General features: G+C 48.6%; 21 protein-coding genes. 20 read left to right on the top strand and 1 reads right to left on the bottom strand.

Going from position 1 to position 20,875, the window contains the following annotated elements; genetic code table 11:
* Window positions 1–14 precede the first annotated feature (14 nt).
* From HDCHBGLK_RS15970 to HDCHBGLK_RS15940, 8 genes are all read left to right on the top strand, one after another.
* On the top strand, window positions 15–1,235 hold the full coding sequence (locus HDCHBGLK_RS15970; protein WP_004606753.1) for a D-alanyl-D-alanine carboxypeptidase family protein: 1,221 nt from the start codon (window positions 15–17) through the stop codon (window positions 1,233–1,235).
* A gap of 161 nt (window positions 1,236–1,396) precedes the next feature.
* The gene (locus tag HDCHBGLK_RS19055) at window positions 1,397–1,537 is read left to right on the top strand and encodes a hypothetical protein (RefSeq protein ID WP_004606754.1); all 141 of its coding nucleotides are present in this window, start codon (window positions 1,397–1,399) and stop codon (window positions 1,535–1,537) included.
* Between the two features lie 213 nt (window positions 1,538–1,750).
* The gene (gene recA, locus HDCHBGLK_RS15965; protein WP_004606755.1) at window positions 1,751–2,824 is read left to right on the top strand and encodes a recombinase RecA; all 1,074 of its coding nucleotides are present in this window, start codon (window positions 1,751–1,753) and stop codon (window positions 2,822–2,824) included.
* A gap of 2 nt (window positions 2,825–2,826) precedes the next feature.
* Entirely contained in the window at window positions 2,827–3,441 is a 615-nt protein-coding gene (locus tag HDCHBGLK_RS15960) for a regulatory protein RecX (protein WP_004606756.1), read from the top strand.
* Window positions 3,442–3,513: 72 nt separating this feature from the next.
* Entirely contained in the window at window positions 3,514–5,067 is a 1,554-nt protein-coding gene (rny, locus tag HDCHBGLK_RS15955; RefSeq protein ID WP_004606757.1) for a ribonuclease Y, read from the top strand.
* Window positions 5,068–5,338: 271 nt separating this feature from the next.
* The gene (locus HDCHBGLK_RS15950; RefSeq protein WP_174722018.1) at window positions 5,339–6,535 is read left to right on the top strand and encodes a pyridoxal phosphate-dependent aminotransferase; all 1,197 of its coding nucleotides are present in this window, start codon (window positions 5,339–5,341) and stop codon (window positions 6,533–6,535) included.
* Between the two features lie 33 nt (window positions 6,536–6,568).
* Window positions 6,569–7,114 carry an NUDIX domain-containing protein gene (locus HDCHBGLK_RS15945; protein WP_004606760.1) on the top strand — a complete coding sequence of 182 codons (546 nt, stop codon included), beginning with the start codon at window positions 6,569–6,571 and terminating at the stop codon, window positions 7,112–7,114.
* Window positions 7,115–7,170: 56 nt separating this feature from the next.
* Window positions 7,171–7,710 (top strand): stage II sporulation protein M, encoded by a 540-nt coding sequence (locus HDCHBGLK_RS15940; protein ID WP_230104399.1) that lies wholly within the window; start codon window positions 7,171–7,173, stop codon window positions 7,708–7,710.
* 23 nt (window positions 7,711–7,733) lie between these two features.
* On the opposite strand, the gene HDCHBGLK_RS15935 is transcribed toward HDCHBGLK_RS15940, so the two are convergent.
* The gene (locus HDCHBGLK_RS15935) at window positions 7,734–9,062 is read right to left on the bottom strand and encodes a polysaccharide biosynthesis protein (protein ID WP_004606762.1); all 1,329 of its coding nucleotides are present in this window, start codon (window positions 9,060–9,062) and stop codon (window positions 7,734–7,736) included.
* A 128-nt stretch (window positions 9,063–9,190) separates the two neighbouring features.
* Here HDCHBGLK_RS15935 and HDCHBGLK_RS15930 point away from each other — a divergent pair, with 128 nt between their 5' ends.
* The 12 genes from HDCHBGLK_RS15930 (at window position 9,191) to HDCHBGLK_RS15875 (ending at window position 20,800) form a co-directional block, all read left to right on the top strand.
* Window positions 9,191–9,649 (top strand): RrF2 family transcriptional regulator, encoded by a 459-nt coding sequence (locus HDCHBGLK_RS15930; RefSeq protein ID WP_009248455.1) that lies wholly within the window; start codon window positions 9,191–9,193, stop codon window positions 9,647–9,649.
* 30 nt (window positions 9,650–9,679) lie between these two features.
* Window positions 9,680–10,864 (top strand): cysteine desulfurase NifS, encoded by a 1,185-nt coding sequence (nifS, locus tag HDCHBGLK_RS15925; protein ID WP_004606764.1) that lies wholly within the window; start codon window positions 9,680–9,682, stop codon window positions 10,862–10,864.
* A 25-nt stretch (window positions 10,865–10,889) separates the two neighbouring features.
* The gene (nifU, locus tag HDCHBGLK_RS15920) at window positions 10,890–11,333 is read left to right on the top strand and encodes a Fe-S cluster assembly scaffold protein NifU (protein ID WP_004606765.1); all 444 of its coding nucleotides are present in this window, start codon (window positions 10,890–10,892) and stop codon (window positions 11,331–11,333) included.
* Between the two features lie 15 nt (window positions 11,334–11,348).
* The gene (mnmA, locus tag HDCHBGLK_RS15915; RefSeq protein ID WP_004606766.1) at window positions 11,349–12,434 is read left to right on the top strand and encodes a tRNA 2-thiouridine(34) synthase MnmA; all 1,086 of its coding nucleotides are present in this window, start codon (window positions 11,349–11,351) and stop codon (window positions 12,432–12,434) included.
* 24 nt (window positions 12,435–12,458) lie between these two features.
* Window positions 12,459–13,244 (top strand): histidinol-phosphatase HisJ family protein, encoded by a 786-nt coding sequence (locus tag HDCHBGLK_RS15910; RefSeq protein ID WP_004606767.1) that lies wholly within the window; start codon window positions 12,459–12,461, stop codon window positions 13,242–13,244.
* 138 nt (window positions 13,245–13,382) lie between these two features.
* Window positions 13,383–14,396 (top strand): type I glyceraldehyde-3-phosphate dehydrogenase, encoded by a 1,014-nt coding sequence (gap, locus tag HDCHBGLK_RS15905; RefSeq protein WP_004606768.1) that lies wholly within the window; start codon window positions 13,383–13,385, stop codon window positions 14,394–14,396.
* Window positions 14,397–14,530: 134 nt separating this feature from the next.
* Window positions 14,531–15,724 carry a phosphoglycerate kinase gene (locus HDCHBGLK_RS15900; RefSeq protein ID WP_004606769.1) on the top strand — a complete coding sequence of 398 codons (1,194 nt, stop codon included), beginning with the start codon at window positions 14,531–14,533 and terminating at the stop codon, window positions 15,722–15,724.
* A 63-nt stretch (window positions 15,725–15,787) separates the two neighbouring features.
* Window positions 15,788–16,537 (top strand): triose-phosphate isomerase, encoded by a 750-nt coding sequence (gene tpiA / locus HDCHBGLK_RS15895; RefSeq protein ID WP_009248458.1) that lies wholly within the window; start codon window positions 15,788–15,790, stop codon window positions 16,535–16,537.
* 70 nt (window positions 16,538–16,607) lie between these two features.
* Window positions 16,608–17,438, top strand: a complete 831-nt coding sequence (locus HDCHBGLK_RS15890; RefSeq protein ID WP_039909665.1) for an alpha/beta hydrolase — start codon at window positions 16,608–16,610, stop codon at window positions 17,436–17,438.
* Window positions 17,439–17,462: 24 nt separating this feature from the next.
* Window positions 17,463–18,998 (top strand): 2,3-bisphosphoglycerate-independent phosphoglycerate mutase, encoded by a 1,536-nt coding sequence (gene gpmI / locus HDCHBGLK_RS15885; RefSeq protein ID WP_004606772.1) that lies wholly within the window; start codon window positions 17,463–17,465, stop codon window positions 18,996–18,998.
* A 126-nt stretch (window positions 18,999–19,124) separates the two neighbouring features.
* Window positions 19,125–19,793, top strand: coding sequence for a response regulator transcription factor (locus HDCHBGLK_RS15880; RefSeq protein WP_004606773.1), 669 nt, complete (start codon window positions 19,125–19,127; stop codon window positions 19,791–19,793).
* Complete coding sequence (locus tag HDCHBGLK_RS15875; protein WP_004606774.1) at window positions 19,790–20,800, top strand: sensor histidine kinase; 1,011 nt, start codon at window positions 19,790–19,792, stop codon at window positions 20,798–20,800. Before HDCHBGLK_RS15880 ends, HDCHBGLK_RS15875 begins: the two co-directional genes overlap by 4 nt.
* Window positions 20,801–20,875 lie beyond the last annotated feature (75 nt).

Genomic DNA, 20,875 nt, shown 5'->3' with positions numbered 1-20,875 from the left:
TAACATGGTGATGTATGGTGTGGCAGATGAGAAAGAACCGATTATTAGGAATTCTCCTTGCTTGTATTTTGTTGATCCAGCCTTTTAGCGCCCAGGCGAAAGAGTCGGATGCCGCGGACGAGCCGGATAATCTGTACGCCCAGTCAGCAGTATTGATGGATGCTGACAGTGGGCGTGTTTTATTTGGAAAGAATGAAAACGAGGCAAAGCCTATGGCCAGCACGACAAAGATAATGACGTGCATAATGGCCCTGGAGAATATGGAAGAGGGACAGATCGTGGCGGCCTCCGATTATGCGGCCAGCCAGCCCAAAGTCAGGCTGGGGGTCAGGGGAAAAGAAGAGTACTATCTGAAGGATATTCTGTATTCCCTGATGCTGGAATCCCACAACGACAGCGCAGTAGTGGTTGCGGAAGGAATCGCAGGCTCCGTGGAGGCATTTGCAGGACTGATGAACCAGAAGGCGGAGGAAATCGGATGCAAGGATACATATTTTGTGACGCCCAACGGGCTTGACGCTTACGATGATGGAGGAACCCACTCTACAACGGCCAGGGATCTGGCCTCTATTATGCGCTACTGCATCATGGAATCTCCAAAAAAGGATGAATTCCTTGAGATCACAGGCACTAAGAATTATCATTTTACCAATGTGGCAGGAGACCGTGAATTCTCCTGCAATAACCACAATGCTTTCCTGGATATGATGGATGGCGCGCTGACGGGAAAGACAGGATTTACCGGCGATGCGGGATACTGCTATGTAGGCGCGCTGAGGAAGGACGGCAAGACGTTTATCGTGGCGCTGCTGGCCTGCGGATGGCCCAATAATAAGGACTATAAGTGGAAGGATACCAAGGCCTTGATGGAATATGGGCTTGCCAATTATGAGTACCGGAATGTATGGGAGGAACCCGCCCTTTCCCAGATTAGAGTTCAGGAAGGAGTATCGGCCGGGAATCCTTATAAGAGGGAATCCAAGGTGCAGGCCGTAGTCAAGGGGGGAGAAAAAGAAGTTAATGCCCTTCTGAAGGCAGATGAAAAGGCAGAGGTCAAAAGGAAGGTAAAAGACCACCTCAAAGCCCCGCTAAAGAAGGGGCAGAAGGTAGGGGAGATTCAATATCTTCTGGAAGGAAAGGAGATTGCATCCTTTGATGTGGTGACGGATAGAAAAGTAGAAAAGAGAAGCGTGTTGTGGTGCCTGAATCAGGCGCTTCAAAGAGTATGCCTGTAGAAAAGCAGCCGCAAGGCTGCTTTTCTTCTTCTGTAATCTTATAGTGGTAGCATGATTTATAAGGAAGATAAGAACATGTCTATAGAAAAAGTAAGAGCGTATTTCCGGCAGTATGGCATAGAAGACAGGGTGCGCGAGGTTGAGGAATCCAACGCTGCCGTATGATCGAACTGAATATCAAAGAACTGGAAGATTACAGCCATTGCAAGGAGTGCAGAGTCTTAAGAAAGATTAACGAAGAAGACAAAATATACTGGGAGAAGGAAAGAGAAAAATACTATCAGAGAAGCGGGCAGCCGTAATTTCGTAATTTGCGGCTGCCTGTTGACGGATAGGGGAGAGGTATGATATTTTAATAGTGATTTCGGATGATATTCGTGTTTTCTGCCCCGTGCAATTCTGTATGGGCGTTTCCAAGGTTTTAAGGAATTTTATATTGACATTTTGAAGCAATTATAATAGTATATTAATCATAGAACGAACGTTCGTTCGATAAGCGAGAAGGAGAATATGTTATGGCAAGTGATGATAAGAAGCGGGCATTGGATGCAGCGATAGCAAAGTTGGAGAAGGATTTTGGAAAAGGCACGGTTATGAAACTGGGCGATCCGGCGGCTCAAGTGGCAGTGGAGACGATTCCCACAGGTTCCTTAAGCCTTGATCTGGCGCTGGGGCTTGGCGGCGTTCCGAAGGGGCGCGTGGTCGAGGTATATGGCCCGGAATCCAGTGGTAAGACGACGGTTGCATTACATATGATTGCAGAGGTCCAGAAGCGCGGAGGAATCGCAGGATTCATTGACGCAGAGCATGCCCTGGATCCGGCCTATGCCAAGAATATCGGCGTTGATATAGATGAACTATATATTTCGCAGCCTGACAGCGGGGATCAGGCGCTTGAGATTGCTGAGACCATGGTAAGATCCGGCGCTATGGATATCATAGTGGTAGACTCGGTTGCTGCCCTGGTTCCAAGGCAGGAGATCGAGGGAGATATGGGGGACAGCCACGTAGGACTCCAGGCAAGGCTGATGTCCCAGGCACTCCGCAAACTGACTCCGGTTATCAGCAAGTCTAACTGCGTCGTTATCTTCATTAACCAGTTAAGAGAGAAAGTAGGGGTTATGTTTGGCAATCCTGAGACAACCACGGGAGGCCGGGCGCTGAAGTTCTATGCTTCCATCCGTATGGATGTCAGAAGGATAGAGACTCTGAAGCAGAGCGGCGAGATGGTGGGGAACAGGACCCGTGTCAAGATCGTGAAGAATAAGATCGCGCCTCCGTTTAAGGAAGCAGAATTTGATATCATGTTCGGAAAAGGCATATCCAAGGAGGGTGACATCCTGGATCTGGCAGTAAGCATTGACCTGGTCAACAAAAGCGGAGCCTGGTTTGCATATAATGGCAATAAGATCGGCCAGGGCCGGGAGAACGCCAAGTCATATCTGGCTGAGCATCCGGAAGTGATGGAAGAACTGGAGAAGAAGATTCGGGAACACTATGACCTTGACCGGGATCCGGCATCTGCTGCAGGAGAAGAGAAGTCGGAAGAGAAGAAGGCAACAGGCAGAAAGGCGAAAGAGGAAGCATAAGGATGACGGTGACGAAGATAGAGCCGGTGACGAAGTCAAAATATAAGATATATCTGGACGGACAGTTCGCCTTTGTATTATACAAAGGCGAACTGTCCCGCTATCAGATAGAGGAAGACGGCCTTCTTGAGGAAGCGCAGTATCAAAGGATACGTAATGATATCGTGCTTAAGCGGGCCAAACTACGGGCCATGCATCTGCTGACCGATATGGGGCGTACTGAATCCCAGTTAAGGAGCAAGCTTGCGCTTGGCGGATATCCGGAAGACATTGTAGGAGAGGCCGTGGAGTATGTAAAATCCTTTGGGTATATCGATGATATGGAATATGCGAGAAGTTTTATCGAGAGCCGGAAGGATAAGAAGAGCCGGAAAGAACTGTATGCAGCCTTGAGCCAGAAGGGCGTGGAGAAGGAATTGATCGAGCAGGCCTTTGAGGAATGTTATGGAAATGAGGATTCCCGGGCGGCAATTGAGGCAATTTTACAGAAGAAAAAGTATGATCCGCATACGGCAGACCATGCGCAAACCCAGAAAATACTGGGATATCTGGTACGCAAAGGCTTCCATTACGAAGACATCCGTCAAGTGATACAAGTTTCTGAGTGGAATGCTTGACATCTTTGTGAAAACAGTATAAAATTTAAGTGTTGTATTTGTACAATGAAAATTAAATAAGGAGGTGCTCCTGTGCCGATAGGAATAGCGATTGCTGTAATCATTGTATCTATCATAGCTGCAGCGGTGATCAGCCACTTTGTGACGGTTTCTAATCTGAAGAAGAATGCAGAATCTAAGATTGGAAATGCAGATAGCAAAGCCAGAGAGATTATTGATGATGCGGTAAAGACAGCTGAGGCCAAGAAAAAGGAGTCTCTCTTGGAAATTAAGGAAGAGTCTATCAAGAACAAGAATGAACTTGAGAAAGAGACTAAGGAACGTAGGGCAGAATTGCAGAGATACGAGAAACGCGTTCTTTCCAAAGAAGAGGCTTTAGAAAAAAAGGCAGATGCAATTGAGAAGCGTGAAGCAGGGTTTACAGCGAAAGAAGAACAGCTTAGGCAGCGCGAGGCGAAAGTTGAAGAGCTGAGTAAGCAGAGAGTACAGGAACTAGAAAGAATCTCAGGACTTACCTCCGAACAAGCAAAAGAATATTTGTTAAAAACTGTTGAAGAAGATGTAAAGCATGATACTGCGAAGATGATTAAAGAAATGGAAGCGCAGGCGAAGGAAGATGCAGACAAGAAGGCAAAAGAATATGTTGTCACTGCAATCCAGAGATGCGCGGCAGATCATGTTGCGGAGACTACAATTTCGGTTGTACAGCTTCCAAGTGATGAAATGAAAGGAAGGATTATTGGACGGGAAGGGCGGAATATCCGCACTCTGGAGACGATGACAGGCGTAGAGCTGATTATCGATGATACTCCGGAAGCCGTTGTATTATCAGGCTTTGATCCAATAAGACGAGAAGTCGCGAGAATTGCGCTGGAAAAATTGATTGTTGACGGGCGTATCCATCCGGCAAGAATCGAGGAGATGGTTGAGAAGGCGCAGAAAGAAGTAGACGCCATGATTCGTGAAGAAGGCGAGGCGGCGGCTCTTGAAGTAGGAGTTCACGGAATCCATCCGGAACTTATCAAACTTCTCGGACGTATGAAGTTCAGAACCAGTTACGGGCAGAATGCATTGAAGCATTCTATAGAAGTGGCTCAGTTGGCGGGACTTCTGGCAGGCGAGATTGGCCTGGACGTCAGAATAGCCAAACGTGCCGGACTTTTGCACGACATAGGCAAATCTATAGATCATGATGTAGAAGGATCACATATTCAGATTGGCGTGGATCTCTGTAGAAAGTATAAGGAATCCGCGACGGTCATTAATGCGGTTGAAGCTCATCACGGCGATGTAGAACCGGAGACTCTGATTGCGTGCGTTGTACAGGCGGCGGATACGATATCCGCGGCAAGGCCGGGAGCAAGAAGAGAAACATTAGAAACATATACAAACAGGTTAAAACAATTAGAAGATATCACCAACCAATTCAAGGGTGTTGATAAATCTTTTGCGATTCAAGCAGGTAGAGAGATTCGTGTTATGGTAGTTCCAGAACAAGTATCTGACGCAGACATGGTATTGATGGCCAGGGATATTGCGAAGCAAATCGAGTATGAGTTGGAATATCCGGGGCAGATCAAAGTCAATGTAATACGTGAGTCACGAGTTACTGACTATGCCAAGTAGAAGATAAATGTGTGGCAGGGCCGGCAGTATAGCCGGCTCTGTTTTTTTGTTCTACCCGGCATTGAATCAAGACTGTTATCGGCTGATTTGACCGCAATGCAGGAAATGAAATTGAAACTTGCAAAAACGGACATAACATTAACGAAAAACGAGGAAGCAAAAGAGGAATGAGAATTTGAGAAAAATAAAACTTGCAAAAATGACCGTTCTATATTATACTATGTAATCAGAATGCAAATTCAAGAATATGAAAGATAGGATGGATGAAACTATGGCGTTGACATTATCAAGAAAAGCGGCTCAGGTAAAGCCGTCTTCAACATTAGCAATTACTGCGAAGGCAAAGGAACTAAAAGCAGAAGGAATTGATGTAGTAGGGTTTGGGGCAGGAGAGCCAGATTTTAATACGCCGGAAAATATTAATGAGGCTGCGATTGCCGCGATCAAGTCCGGATTTACAAAATATACGCCGGCATCAGGAATCGCGGAACTTAAGAAAGCAGTCAGCAGGAAGTTCGAAGAGTTTAACGGACTGCATTATGGAACGGATCAGATCGTAATCAGCAACGGCGGAAAACATTCTTTGACGAATATATTCCAGGCTATTATGAACCCTGGAGACGAAGTGATTATACCGGCGCCTTATTGGCTGACTTATCCGGAGATCGTAAAACTCTGCGATGGTGTTCCGGTATATGTCTATGGTACCAAAGACTTTGGGTACAAGGTAACTGCAAGGCAGATCGAGAATGTGGTCACGGACAAGACGAAGGCGGTGATCCTCAATACGCCAAATAACCCTACCGGAATGGTGTATTCTGAGGGAGAACTAAGAGCCATTGCGGACGTTGCAGTCAAAAAGGACATCTATGTGGTTGCGGATGAAATGTATGAGAACCTGATCTATGGGGATAAGAAGCATGTAAGCATTGCATCCCTTGGAGAAGAGATCTATAAGAGAACGATTACCTGCAGCGGCTTGTCAAAGAGCTACTCTATGACTGGATGGAGAATCGGATATACAGGCTCCAGCGTAGAGATTGCGAAACTGATGGGAAGCATCCAGAGCCATCAAACTTCCAACCCCAACTCCATCGCCCAGAAGGCTGCCCTGGAAGCGCTTCGGGGACCTCAGGATGTAGTGACGGCCATGAGGGAAGAATTTGACCAGAGAAGAAAATACATGTATGAGCGTGTCAGCCAGATGCCGCTTGTAGATGCGCTTGAGCCGGAGGGTGCTTTCTATACCTTCGTAGATTTTACTGATGTACTGGAAAAATCCTATAAAGGCGTGCGCATAGGAACTGCAAGCCGCGTTGCGGAGATCTTGATTGAGGACTACAAAGTTGCGGTTGTTCCCTGCCAGGATTTTGGATTTGACAATTTCGTAAGGCTGTCTTATGCTATTTCTATGGAAAACATTAAGAAAGGCCTGGATCGCATCGAGGAATTCGTATCTTCTTTGTAAAAGGCTATAGGAAAGAGCAGGGATCTAAGAACAATGAGTGAAGAAGTCAGACGCGTAGGCAGAGAGTTAGTGTATAAAGGAGCAATCCTTGAAGTCTATAAAGACCATATGGAATTTGCCAATGGCAACCACGCGGATTGGGATTATATCCACCATGACGGGGCGGCCGCGGTCGTCCCCGTGCTTCCTGATGGCAGGATACTGATGGTGTCCCAGTACAGGAATGCGTTGGAGCGGCATACCCTGGAAATACCGGCCGGAAAACTGGACAGGCCGGATGAGCCAGGAAAACTGTGTGCAGGAAGGGAACTGGAAGAAGAGACCGGCTACCGGTCAGACAGTTTGGAATGGCTGATTACCCTTCGCACCACCGTTGCTTTCTGCGACGAGAAGATTGAGATCTATGTGGCAAGGAACCTGGCAGCTGCCAGCCAGCAACTGGACGAGGATGAATACGTGGACGTAAAGGCCTATACCATAGAGGAACTTAAGGAGATGATATTTGGCGGAACGATTGAGGATTCCAAGACTATTGCGGCAATCCTTGCCTATGAGTCCAAATATTTAAAACAGAAATAAGAATATATCAGAATGCCCGGCATATAATGAAGTATCTTGGCAAAGGGGGAACATTTGTGAGGATACGTGAGAACAAGAAGCATTTCATCTTGTTTTATATGCTGGGCTTTTTTATTGGAATCGTCTATGCGAATCTGATGTCCAAAGACTATATTACAAGCATGGGGATCTTCAATGAATTTTTTTTAAGCCAGTATATGCAGGCAGATGTGGATGTTGCGGAATATATCTGGTATGTGGTACGGATAAGGGTAGCTCCGGTAGCCGTAATCTGCGCGCTGGGATGTACCAGGCTGAGGAAACTTGTGGTTGTGCTGTTTCTGTTATGGACAGGCTTTTCCAGCGGGATGATCATGACCTCGTCGGTGCTTAAGATGGGAGTAAAGGGAATCATCCTGTGCCTGATCGCGCTGACTCCACATTTTATTTTCTACATAGCGGGGTATATGATCCTTCTGTGGTATTTCTTCTCTTATCCGGAATCCAGATGGAATCTGTCCAAGACGGTCAGTTTCCTGCTCTTTATTGCCGTAGGGATTCTGCTGGAGTGCTATGTGAATCCGGTAATTATGCAGATGTTCTTGAAGACGTTATGAGGGAGTGATTGGCGAAGGCCAATTCACTCCCTTTCCCTTTTCAGATAATAATTGAGATAGATCAGGCAGAATAGGAAGATGCACAGCTGGCTTGCAAGCATGCCCCAGAGATATCCCTGGATCCCAAAGACGGGGATGAAGAGCAGAACGCTGGCGATACGGACACTGAGGCTGGCTGAATTGATCACAAAGGACAGGGTGGTCTTGCCAATCCCGTTCACGATGCTGATCAGGGTATTGTTGGTGTATAAGAACGGACACATCCAGGACAGAGTGACGATGTACCCTCCGGCCATGGAACTGTGGAACAGCACGGTTCCAATCCAATTGCCGAACGTAAGCAGCAGCACGCAGCAGATGCTCCCCAGAAAAATGCAGGAGTAAGTGACCTTTTTCACCAACGCGGACAGCTCCTTATGGTTCTCCATGGCCTGTATCTCAGCCACCGCGGGAAGCAGCATGGTGGATACGGAATTGGTGATCGCGGAAGGGAAGAGTATGCAGGGGAGGGCCATTCCGGTCAGAACCCCGTAGATGCTCAGCGCCTCGGCAACCGACATTCCATAGGTCTGGAGCTTCAGGGGGATGGAGATTGCCTCTATGCTTTGAAGGAGATTTAATAGTACCCGGCTTGCGGTCAGCGGGATGGACAGCGCTATCAGCTCGCGCCCATGCTTCATGCAGGAGGAGAGGCGTATTCTGGGCCATTTCCCAAAGCCTCCTTTGCCAAGGATGGAGCGCAGGCAGAACAGGGAGGAAAGAATTTCTCCGGCGATCAGACCCGCGACGGCGATGGATACGCCGAAGCGGACGCCATGCCTCAAACCATATATGTAGATCAGATACACGCTTAAGATTCTTGCTATCTGCTCGATCATCTGGGAGGTTGCGGGGATGCCGGTCTGCTTTAGCCCGAAATAATATCCGCAGATGCAGCTGTGGATGGAGGCAAATGGAAATGCATAGGAAAGGATCACCAGCAGCTGGGCGCATCTCGCGTCTTTTAAGAAGGTATCGGCAATAAACACCGAATATTTCTGAAGAATTACCGTCACAATACAGGAGACGGCAACCGTCAGAACCAGGCTGGTGCACAACAGTTCCCGGGCTTCCTTCTTTTTGCCCTGGGTCATGCATCTTGCCACGCAGCGGGACAGTGCCAGCTGGATTCCTGCAGAGGTAAGGGAGAAGCAGAGGGCATAGATTGGAAAGACAAGCTGGTACAGGCCCACGCCTTCCTCCCCAAAGGTATGGCTTAGAAAAATACGGTAAAAAAATCCCATGAACCTAGTGGCGAAACCGGTAATGGTCAATATGAAAGTGCCTTTGATTATGGCGCGTTTTCGAGACATGGCAGACTCCTTAAAGATATTGTTATAACATATTCAAAATAGATACTTGACAGAACCAAAAAGCAGTGCTATTCTACAGGAAGAGAAATCCTAGCAAATTGCTAGGAATTAAAAAGAAGGTGAGCATAATGAAACTTTCGACCAAAGGAAGATATGGGCTGCGCGCGATCATAGATTTGGCTAGATATAGCGAGGAAGAGCCTGTGTCCATCAATAATATTTCCATAAGGCAGGATATTTCCGAACGGTATCTGGAACAGCTGGTGGCCTTGCTTAAGAAGGCGGGGCTGGTCAAGAGCATCCGCGGGGCAACTGGAGGATACGTGCTTGCGAAAAGGGCGGAGGAGATCTCGGTAGGCGATGTGCTAAGGGCCCTGGAAGGGAGCCTGGAGCCGGTGAAATGCGCCGCTTTTTATTCAGATGAAGGCTGCATGGCCTCAGATGGCTGCGTGACCAAATATGTATGGCAGAAAATAAATGACAGCATCAACAAGACGGTGGATGAGATCATGCTGGACGAGTTGGTACGGGAAAGCAAGATGATTAATCCGGAGGGCGACTGTGAGAATCCCAGATGCAATCAATAGAATACTAAGAGAAGACAAGGAGGTACGAACATGGAAAGACTCATATATTTAGACAATGCAGCGACAACCAAGACGGCGCCGGAGGTAGTGGAGGCAATGCTGCCATATTTTACAGAAAGGTATGGAAACCCATCCAGCGTCTATGGATTTGCCGCGGCGAACAAGGAAGTAATCAGCCAGCAGAGGGATGTTATCGCGCAAGTGCTGGGGGCTAAGGGCAATGAGATCTATTTTACCGCGGGAGGATCGGAAGCCGACAACTGGGCATTAAAGGCCACGGCAGAAGCCTACGAGGGCAAGGGCAATCACATCATCACCACGAAGATAGAGCATCACGCTATCCTTCATACCTGCGAATACCTTGAGAAGAAAGGATTTGAAGTGACCTATCTGGATGTAGACGAGGACGGCGTAGTAAAGCTGGACGAATTAAAAGCCGCCATCAGGCCGACGACGATCCTGATCTCCGTCATGTATGCCAACAATGAGATTGGAACTATACAGCCGATCAGGGAAATCGGAGAGATCGCCCATGAGCATGGAATCCTGTTCCATACGGACGCTGTGCAGGCATTCGGCCAGGTTCCCATCCATGTAGACGAATGCCATATTGACATGCTCAGCGCCAGCGGCCATAAGTTAAACGGTCCAAAAGGAATCGGATTCCTATACATCCGCACTGGCGTTAAAATCCGCTCCTTCGTGCACGGAGGCGGACAGGAAAGAAAGCGCCGGGCGGGAACGGAAAATGTTCCTGGAATTGTAGGTCTTGGGGCAGCCGTAAAGCGTGCCGCGGATACAATGGCGGAGCGGACCGGCAAGGAGACGGAACTGCGGGATTATCTCATTAACCGGGTGCTTGACGAGATCCCGCATTGCCGGCTTAACGGGCACAGGACGAAGAGGCTTCCGAACAATGCCAACTTCAGCTTCCGGTTCATAGAAGGCGAGTCTCTTCTGATCAAGCTGGATATGAAAGGGATCTGTGGATCCAGCGGCTCTGCCTGTACATCAGGATCCTTGGATCCATCCCATGTGCTTCTGGCCATCGGGCTGCCGCATGAGATTGCCCATGGGTCTTTGAGGCTAACGCTGAATGAGGAGATAACAAAGGAAGATATCGATTATGTGGTAGACTCCTTAAAAGAGATCGTAGGCCACTTAAGGGAAATGTCTCCGCTGTATGAAGACTTTATAAACAAGCAGAAGAAATAGTAGTAGATAGATTGGAGGAAGAATTATGTATTCAGAGAAGGTAATGGATCATTTTGAGCATCCCAGGAATGTTGGGGAGATAGAGAACGCCAGCGGCGTAGGAACGGTAGGAAATGCCAAATGTGGAGATATCATGCGCATTTACCTGGACATTGACGATGATCAGATTATCCGCGACGTGAAGTTCAAGACGTTCGGCTGCGGCGCAGCGGTTGCTACCAGCAGCATGGCTACGGAACTGGTAAAAGGCAAGTCGATCCAGGAAGCGATGGAAGTGACAAACAAGGCGGTCATGGAAGCGCTGGATGGCCTGCCGCCGGTGAAAGTGCACTGCTCTCTTCTGGCGGAAGAGGCAATTCATGCGGCGCTGTGGGATTATGCCGAGAGGCATGATATAAAGATAGAAGGCCTCGAGAAGCCAAAGTCAGATATCCATGAAGGCGAGGAAGAGGAAGAAGAGGAATATTAATCCGGAGAAGAGTTTATGGAAAAGAAGAAAGTCGTAGTCGGGATGTCCGGGGGCGTGGACTCTTCCGTGGCCGCCTGGCTATTAAAAGAACAAGGATATGATGTGATCGGAGTTACAATGCAGATCTGGCAGGATGAAGAACGCATCGTAGAGGAAGAGCAGGGGGGCTGCTGCGGACTGAGCGCGGTGGATGACGCGAGGCGCGTGGCGGCATCTCTTGGAATCCCCTATTATGTTATGAATTTTAAGCAGGAATTTAAAACCTATGTCATAGACTATTTCATGGACGAGTATCTGCATGGAAGAACTCCGAATCCATGTATCGCCTGCAACCGCTATGTAAAGTGGGAGTCTCTTCTTAAGAGGAGTATGGAGATTGGAGCGGACTATATTGCCACCGGACATTACGCCCGTATCGAGAGGCTCGGTAACGGGCGTTGCTCCCTGCGTACGTCGGCCGCCAGCGCGAAGGATCAGACTTACGCGCTGTATAGTCTAACCCAGGAACAGTTGAAAAGGACCCTTATGCCAGTAGGAGAATATACGAAAGATGAGATTCGCAAGCTGGCAGGGAAAATCGGCCTTAACGTGGCGGATAAGCCAGACAGCCAGGACATCTGCTTTGTGCCGGATGGAGACTATGCTTCTTATATAGAAGCCAATTCCGGGGCCAGGATCCTGCCTGGGAATTTTGTGCTTTCCGACGGAACGGTGGTGGGGCGGCATAAGGGAATCGTTCATTACACCGTTGGCCAGCGGAAAGGACTGGGGCTGTCTCTTGGGCACCCCGTATTCGTGCTTGACATCCGACCGGAGACGAACGAGATCATCGTAGGCACCAATGAAGAGTCCCTGACATGCCATGTCAGGGCAGACAGGATTAATTTTATGGCTATAGAGGACCTTGCTGATAAGAAGAGAGTCTGGGCCAAGATAAGATATAATCACCGGGGCGCATGGTGCACGGTGGAGAAGACAGGAGAAGACGAGATCCTGTGTATATTTGAAGAGCCGCAGAGGGCAGTCGCTCCGGGGCAGGCAGTCGTCCTGTATGACGGAGAGTATGTGCTGGGCGGAGGAACAATTATAGGAGATGAGTAGAAAGTGATAAAATCTGACGTGCATATGCACACATTATTTTCCCATGATTCAGAGGCCACGCCAAAGGAGATGATTGAGGGGGCCATTGGGAAAGGGCTTGAGATGATCTGCTTTACCGATCATTATGATAAGGATGATGTGGAATGGGGTCCGGAAAGCATCTTTGATCCGCAAGAATACTTCAGGGTCCTTAAGCCTCTTAAGGAAAAATACCAGGATAAGATTGATGTCAGGATAGGCGTGGAATTAGGACTGCGTCCCTATCTGGGAGATTATTACCGGGAGTTCGCGGAAACCTATCCGTTTGAATTCATTATCGGATCCGTGCACAGCATCCAGTCTACGGACCCGGCATCCGGGAAACTGTTCCAGGACAAGACGGATGAAGAAGCCTATCGTATAGCGTTTGAAGAAACATTGACGGATATCCAAAGATTCGACGGATTCGACGTGCTGGGACACCTGGACTATGTGGTCAGATATGGAAAAGAAAGAGAGAAGCAGTATTCCTATCAAAAATACGCGGATATGATAGACCGGATTCTGAAAGCCTTGATTGAAAAGGGGAAGGGACTGGAATTAAATACGGCGGGCCTGAAATACGGCCTTCCTTTTGCGCATCCGCGGCAGGATGTGCTGAAGCGTTACAAGGAAATGGGCGGCGAGATTATAACCATTGGCGCGGATGCCCACAGGCCGGAGCATATTGCCTATGATTTTCAGAAGGCATCGGACATCCTGAAGGGCTGCGGCTTTAAATATTATACAGAATTTTCCAGACGGAAGCCGCATTTTAAGCAACTTCCATAAAAATGGGAAAAGTCCTTGAATTTTTGTATCAAATTTAGTACAATAAAATACGGTTGATGATTCTTTAACGAAGGTTGAGGGATTTCAAAAATATAAGACTGTGCAACCAGTTAATACAAACTTTAGGAGGAATTAATCATGGCAGTAAAAGTAGCGATTAATGGATTCGGACGTATTGGACGTCTTGCGTTCAGACAGATGTTTGGAGCAGAAGGATATGAAGTTGTAGCGATCAACGACTTGACATCTCCTAAGATGCTTGCCCACTTGTTAAAATATGACTCTTCTCAGGGTAAATATGCTTTGGCTGACAAAGTAGAAGCTACAGAAGATTCTATCATCGTAGACGGAAAAGAGATCAAAATCTACGCAAAGGCTAATGCTGAAGAACTTCCATGGGGAGAGATCGGCGTTGACGTTGTTCTTGAATGTACAGGATTCTACACATCAAAAGAAAAAGCATCTGCACATGTAAAAGCAGGAGCAAGAAAAGTCGTTATCTCAGCACCAGCTGGAAACGACCTGCCAACTATCGTATATAATGTAAACCACGAAACACTGAAGCCGGAAGATACCGTTATCTCCGCAGCTTCCTGCACGACAAACTGCTTAGCGCCAATGGCTAAGGCTCTTAACGACCTTGCTAAGATCAAATCAGGAATCATGTGTACGATCCACGCTTACACAGGCGATCAGATGACTCTTGACGGACCACAGAGAAAAGGCGACTTAAGAAGATCTCGCGCAGCTGCGCTTAACATCGTGCCAAACAGCACAGGTGCTGCAAAAGCGATCGGACTTGTTATTCCAGAGTTAAATGGAAAATTAATCGGCGCTGCTCAGCGTGTTCCAACGCCAACAGGATCTACGACAATCCTTACGGCAGTTGTTGACGGAACCGTTACGGTTGACGAGATCAATGCAGCAATGAAAGCAGCAGAGACAGAGTCCTTCGGATACAACACAGACGAGATCGTATCCAGCGACATCATCGGTATGAAATACGGCTCATTATTCGATGCTACTCAGACACTGGCACTGCCATTAGATAACGGAACTACAGAGGTTCAGGTTGTATCTTGGTATGACAATGAGAATTCTTACACAAGCCAGATGGTTCGTACAATCAAATACTTCTCTGAACTGGCTTAACACAGAGCGCTTAGCAATATATTAAGACTCACGCAGGGTCCGGTCTTATTGGACCGGACCCTTTTTATAATTGAGAACCAGTTCTTGGATGATAAGGGACATGCCCTTAAAAATATAACTGAGGAGGCAGCCATATGCTTAATAAAAAATCAGTAGACGATATCAACGTAAAAGGAAAAAAGGTGCTGGTAAGATGCGACTTTAACGTTCCTCTTATCGATGGCAAGATTACAGATGAAAACCGTCTTGTCGCAGCGCTTCCGACCATTAAGAAGTTGATTGCGGACGGAGGAAAAGTAATCCTCTGCTCCCATCTTGGAAAGCCGAAGGGAGAGCCGGTTCCGGAACTGTCTTTAGCGCCGGTTGCGGCGCGCCTTTCAGAACTTCTCGGACAGGAAGTGAAGTTTGCGGCTGACAGAGAAGTAGTAGGGCCAAATGCGAAGGCAGCTGTAGACGTGATGAAGGACGGAGAGGTTATCCTTCTTGAAAATACCAGATACAGAATCGAGGAGACGAAGAACGGAGAAGCCTTCAGTAAAGACCTTGCTTCCCTGTGCGACGTATTCGTGAATGATGCTTTCGGTACCGCGCACAGGGCTCATTGCTCAAACGTAGGCGTTACGCAGTTTGTAGATACGGCAGTCGTAGGATATCTGATGCAGAAGGAGATCGATTTCCTTGGAAATGCAGTCAATAATCCGGAGCGGCCTTTTGTAGCTATCCTTGGAGGCGCAAAGGTATCCAGCAAGATTTCCGTGATCGAGAACCTGCTTGATAAGGTAGACACCTTGATTATCGGAGGCGGAATGTCCTATACGTTCAGCAAGGCTATGGGCGGAAATGTAGGAAAGTCCCTCCTGGAAGAAGACTATTGCCAGTATGCGCTGGATATGCTTAAAAAGGCAGAGGAAAAGGGCGTAAAACTGTTACTGCCTGTAGACAATGTGATTGCAGACGATTTCTCGAATGACGCCAATACCCAGGTCGTGCTGCGCGGCGAGATCCCGGATGGCTGGGAAGGACTGGACATCGGTCCTGAGACAGAGAAGATCTTCTGTGATGCCGTGCAGGACGCGAAGACGGTGGTATGGAACGGACCGATGGGATGCTTTGAGATGCCAAACTTTGCACACGGAACAGAGGCAGTGGCAAAAGCCCTGGCAGATACGGATGCGACCACGATCATCGGCGGCGGAGATTCCGCGGCGGCGGTAAACCAGCTGGGATACGGCGATAAGATGACACATATTTCCACAGGCGGCGGCGCTTCCCTGGAATTCCTGGAAGGAAAAGAACTCCCAGGCGTAGCAGCAGCAAACGACAAGTAAAAAGCTTGGCGAGGTATTAGCGAGCCTAGTGCGAGGATTATGAATGGAATAGGAGAAAAGAAGATGGCAAGAAGGAAAATTGTAGCAGGAAACTGGAAAATGAACAAGACTCCAAGCGAGGCGGTTGCCCTGGTGGAAGAGTTAAAACCATTAGTAGCAAGCGAGGATGTCGACGTGGTATTCTGCGTACCTGCAATTGATATTATTCCTGTAGTAGAAGCATGCAAGGGAACCAATATCCAGGTTGGAGCTGAGAACATGTATTTTGAAGAGAGCGGAGCCTATACGGGAGAGATTTCTCCGGCCATGCTTACCGATGCAGGAATAAAATACGTAGTTCTTGGACATTCTGAGAGAAGAGAATATTTCGCAGAGACCAATGAGACTGTAAATAAGAAGATGCTCAAGGCATTCGAGCACGGCATTACGCCAATCATGTGCTGCGGCGAGACGCTGGAGCAGAGGGAGCAGGGCGTGACCATGGACTTCATCCGCCAGCAGGTTAAGGTTGGGTTCATGGGAGTAACCGCTGACCAGGCAAAGGCATCTGTAATCGCTTATGAGCCTATCTGGGCTATCGGAACAGGCAAGACTGCTACGACAGAGCAGGCAGAAGAGGTATGTGCAGGGATCCGCGCATGCATCGCTGAGATCTATGACGAGGCGACTGCAGAGGCAATCCGCATCCAGTACGGCGGCTCTGTAAACGCAGGAAATGCAGCAGAATTATTTGCGCAGGCTGACATTGACGGAGGCCTTGTAGGAGGCGCTTCTTTGAAGGCTGACTTTGGCAAGATCGTAAACTATAAATAGGCAGGAAGAGTGCAATAACATAAGGACCGCTGGTAACTTTGCAGCGGTCCTTATGCTTAGAGGTCTGATTATGAGATATATGGAAATTCCGGTTCGGACAGATTGTTCGCAGCCTTATGCAAGATTAGAAACCTATATACTGGATACGCCTGCCGACAAGATCAGGATTGCCAGAAGGCCTATGGTGATCATCTGCCCCGGCGGCGGATATGAGAAGTTAAGCTACCGGGAGGGGGAACCTCTGGCCATCCATTTTATGAACCAGGGATATCATGCATGCGTGCTTCGATATTCCGTGGTGCCGTCCAGATACCCGGCGGCGCTTCTGGAACTGGGAATGGCCATGAAGCTAATCCATGAGCATGCCCAGGACTGGCATGTAGATACGGATAAAATCATCCTGCACGGTGCATCTGCAGGCGGCCATTTGGTTGCAAGCCTGGGCGTATTCTGGCATCAGAAATGGCTCGGGGAGATGCTGAAAGTGGCGCCGGAGACGCTTCGGCCCGCAGGACTGATGCTCAGTTATCCGGTAATCACATCTGATGCTGTCACAGGACATTTGCCAAGTTTTTCCAATCTTCTGGGAGACAGATATGAGGAGAAACTAGAAGAGATGTCCCTGGAAAAGCAGGTAACAGGAGAAACGCCGCCATGCTTTCTGTGGCATACGGCCACAGATGATGCGGTTCCTGTAGAAAATTCCCTGTTAATGGCAATGGCGCTTAGAAAGGCCGGCGTGCCGGTGGAACTGCATGTATTTCCAGATGGAGAGCATGGACTGAGTCTTGCGAGCAAGCTGGTAGAAAGGGTGGACGGCTCCGGCGTTCAGGAAGAATGCCAACAATGGATCGGGCTGGCAGATGCCTGGCTTAGTCGCTTGTGCAAAGGCGCGCAATAGATTTTGGATTGAAGGAGATTAAAGATGAGTAAAAAACCAACAGTACTTATGATTTTAGACGGATATGGGTTAAATGAGAATACTACCGGAAATGCCGTAGCAGAAGGCAAAACGCCGGTTATGGATAAATTGATGGCAGAGTGCCCGTTTGTAAAAGGCAATGCCAGCGGGATGGCGGTAGGCCTTCCGGATGGACAGATGGGAAACTCCGAGGTAGGACACCTGAATATGGGCGCCGGGCGCATCGTATACCAGGACCTTACCAAGATCACAAAGGCAATCAAGGACGGGGACTTCTTCGAGAATCCGGCTCTTCTTGCCGCATGTGAGAATGTAAAAAAGAATCATTCTTCCCTCCACCTGATGGGACTTGTGTCAGATGGCGGCGTCCACAGCCATAACGAGCACATTTACGGGCTGCTGGAACTGGCTAAGAGACAGGGAATCGAGAACGTATACGTACACTGCTTCCTGGACGGCCGTGATACGCCTCCGGCTTCCGGAAAGGAATATGTAGAGCAGCTGGCAGCGAAGATGCAGGAGATCGGCGTGGGACAGGTGGCGACCGTTATGGGACGCTACTATGCCATGGACCGTGACAATCGCTGGGACCGCGTGGAAAAGGCCTACCGGGCGCTGGTATTCGGCGAAGGCGAGCGGGCAGCGAGCGGCCCGGCAGGGATCCAGGCTTCCTACGATAAGGATACCACGGATGAGTTCGTGCTTCCGACGGTGGTAGAAAAGGACGGCGTTCCGATGGCAAAGGTAAAGGACGATGATTCCATCATCTTCTTTAACTTCCGCCCGGACCGTGCCAGAGAGATTACCAGAACCTTCTGTGATGAGAAGTTTGAAGGTTTTGACAGAGGCGAGCGGATCAAGACCACCTTTGTATGCTTTACTGAATATGATATCACTATTGAAAACAAACTGGTTGCCTTTGTAAAAGATGAGATCACCAATACCTTCGGAGAATTCCTGGCAAAGAACGGCAAGAAGCAGGCGCGTATCGCAGAGACAGAGAAATACGCGCATGTAACCTTCTTCTTCAACGGCGGAGTTGAAGAGCCAAACGAAGGAGAAGACAGGATCCTTGTAAAATCCCCGAAGGTAGCAACCTATGACTTGAAGCCGGAGATGAGCGCCTATGAAGTATGCGACAAACTTACGGAAGCCATCCGGTCAGGAAAATACGATGTCATCATCATCAACTTCGCCAACCCGGATATGGTAGGCCATACCGGCGTGGAAGCCGCGGCGATAAAAGCCATCGAGGCCGTGGACGAATGCGTGGGCAAGGCAGTGGATGCTATCAAGGAAGTGGACGGACAGATGTTTATCTGCGCCGATCACGGCAATGCGGAACAGCTGATTGACGGCGAGACAGGCGAGCCATTTACGGCACACACCACCAACCCGGTGCCGTTCATCCTCGTAAACGCAGATCCGTCTTACAAGTTAAGAGAAGGCGGATGCCTGGCGGATATCGCCCCCACATTGATCGAACTGATGGGCTTGGAACAGCCAAAAGAAATGGCAGGAAAATCATTGCTGGTGTAAACTTAACACGTAACATTTTTCACTTTGACACGTAACACTTTTGAAAAGTGTTACGTGTCAAAGTGCATTTTGCTATGTGTAAAATTGTTCAAACCCCTGTGCAAAATTGAAAAAGAGGTGAAATCAATGCATATTTTGATTGTGGAGGATGACGCTGCCATCTGCCAGGAATTGAAGCAATTGCTGGAAAATGCGCTTTATCAGGTAACGGCGCTTGACGCCTTCGGGGACGCGGCAGGCGATATATTGAAGGCGGATCCGGACATCGTCCTTCTGGACTTGAATCTGCCGGAGGAGTCCGGGTTTGATATCTGCACCAAGGTGCGGGCGGTATCGGAGGTGCCCATTATTTTCCTGACTAGCCGTACGGATTCTATGGACGAACTGACCGGAATGCTCAAAGGCGGGGATGACTATATTACCAAGCCATTCCAGCCTCCGATCCTTCTGGCCCGCATTGCGGCGGTGCTGAAGCGCACCCGGAAAGAAACGGAAGGGGAGGCGGCTAGGCTCAGCCATAAAGGCGTGGAACTGGATGTTGCCAGAGGATACATAAGTTTCCAGGGCAGGCAGACGGAATTATCCAAAAATGAATTGAAGATCCTGCATTGTCTTTTTAAGAAGAAGGGGGAGATCGTCCCCAGAGTAGAGATTATAGAATACCTGTGGGATAATCAGGTATTTATTGATGACAATACGCTGAGCGTCAACATGACCCGCATCCGAAGCAAGTTAGAGGAGATTGGAGTGGAGGGCTTCATAGAGACCCGGCGGGGAATGGGGTATCGGATATGAAGTTTATAGATTTTATCAAAGATCGGGTGATGCTCCTTTTGCTTCAGGGATTCGCCATGTTCCTCCTGGCGGGGTTCCTCTATGCCACCGGATATCCGACCGCGTATGGCGCGGTAATTTTCCTGTGCTGGCTCCTTCTGCTGTTGGCTTATCTGGCAGTGGAATACTACAGGCGGAAACGTTATTTCAAGCAGATGGCGGAGGTGCTGGAGCATGTAGACCAGCGGTATCTGCTGGGAGAACTGATGCCGGAATCTTTCCGGCTGGAAGATCACATTTACCAGGATATGATACGCAAGTCCAACAAGTCGGTGATAGAGCGGATCCGCCAGATCGAGGCAGAACAGAAGGACTACCGGGAATATATTGAAAGCTGGGTTCATGAGATCAAGGCGCCGATCACCGGCATTTCGCTGATGTGCGAGAACCACAGGGACGAACTTACCAGGCGCATTAGCCTGGAGAACCAGAAGATCGAGAATTACGTGGATATGGCGCTGTACTATGCAAGATCAGAGGAAGTGTATAAGGACTATGTAATACAGGAGACAGACTTGCAGGAGGTAGCCCGGGAGGTGCTGGCGAAGAATAAGCATTATCTGATCCAGAACGGGATACAGGCGGAGGTTGACTGCAGGCACCGGGCCTTTACGGATCAGAAATGGATCTCTTTCATCCTGAACCAGTTAGTATTAAACGCTACCAAGTATAAGGGGGACTCAAACGCATGCATAAAGGTCGAGACGCAGGAGTATGCGCATGGCGTCCGCCTGCTGGTAAGCGACAATGGAATTGGGATCAAGGAAGAAGAACTGGGGAGAATCTATGACAAGGGATTCACGGGAAGCAATGGAAGAACCTATGAACGTTCTACTGGCATGGGACTCTATCTTTGCAGAAAACTATGCGGCAGGCTGGGTATTGACATCTCTGCCAGATCCCGGGAGGGCGCTGGCACGCAGATCATCCTGGAATTTCCGGTAAGCAGTTATCTTTCAAAACTGTAAGATAACTGCAAGGCAGGCCGATACAAACGCCGGGAAGTATCTGATATAGTCATAGTATCAAAGAAAAAGGAGTGA

The organism is [Clostridium] scindens ATCC 35704 (genome assembly GCF_004295125.1).
Taxonomy (GTDB): domain Bacteria; phylum Bacillota; class Clostridia; order Lachnospirales; family Lachnospiraceae; genus Clostridium_AP; species Clostridium_AP scindens.
The sequence above is the reverse complement of the archived record's forward strand: the minus strand, read 5'-3'. Positions and strand labels throughout refer to the sequence as shown.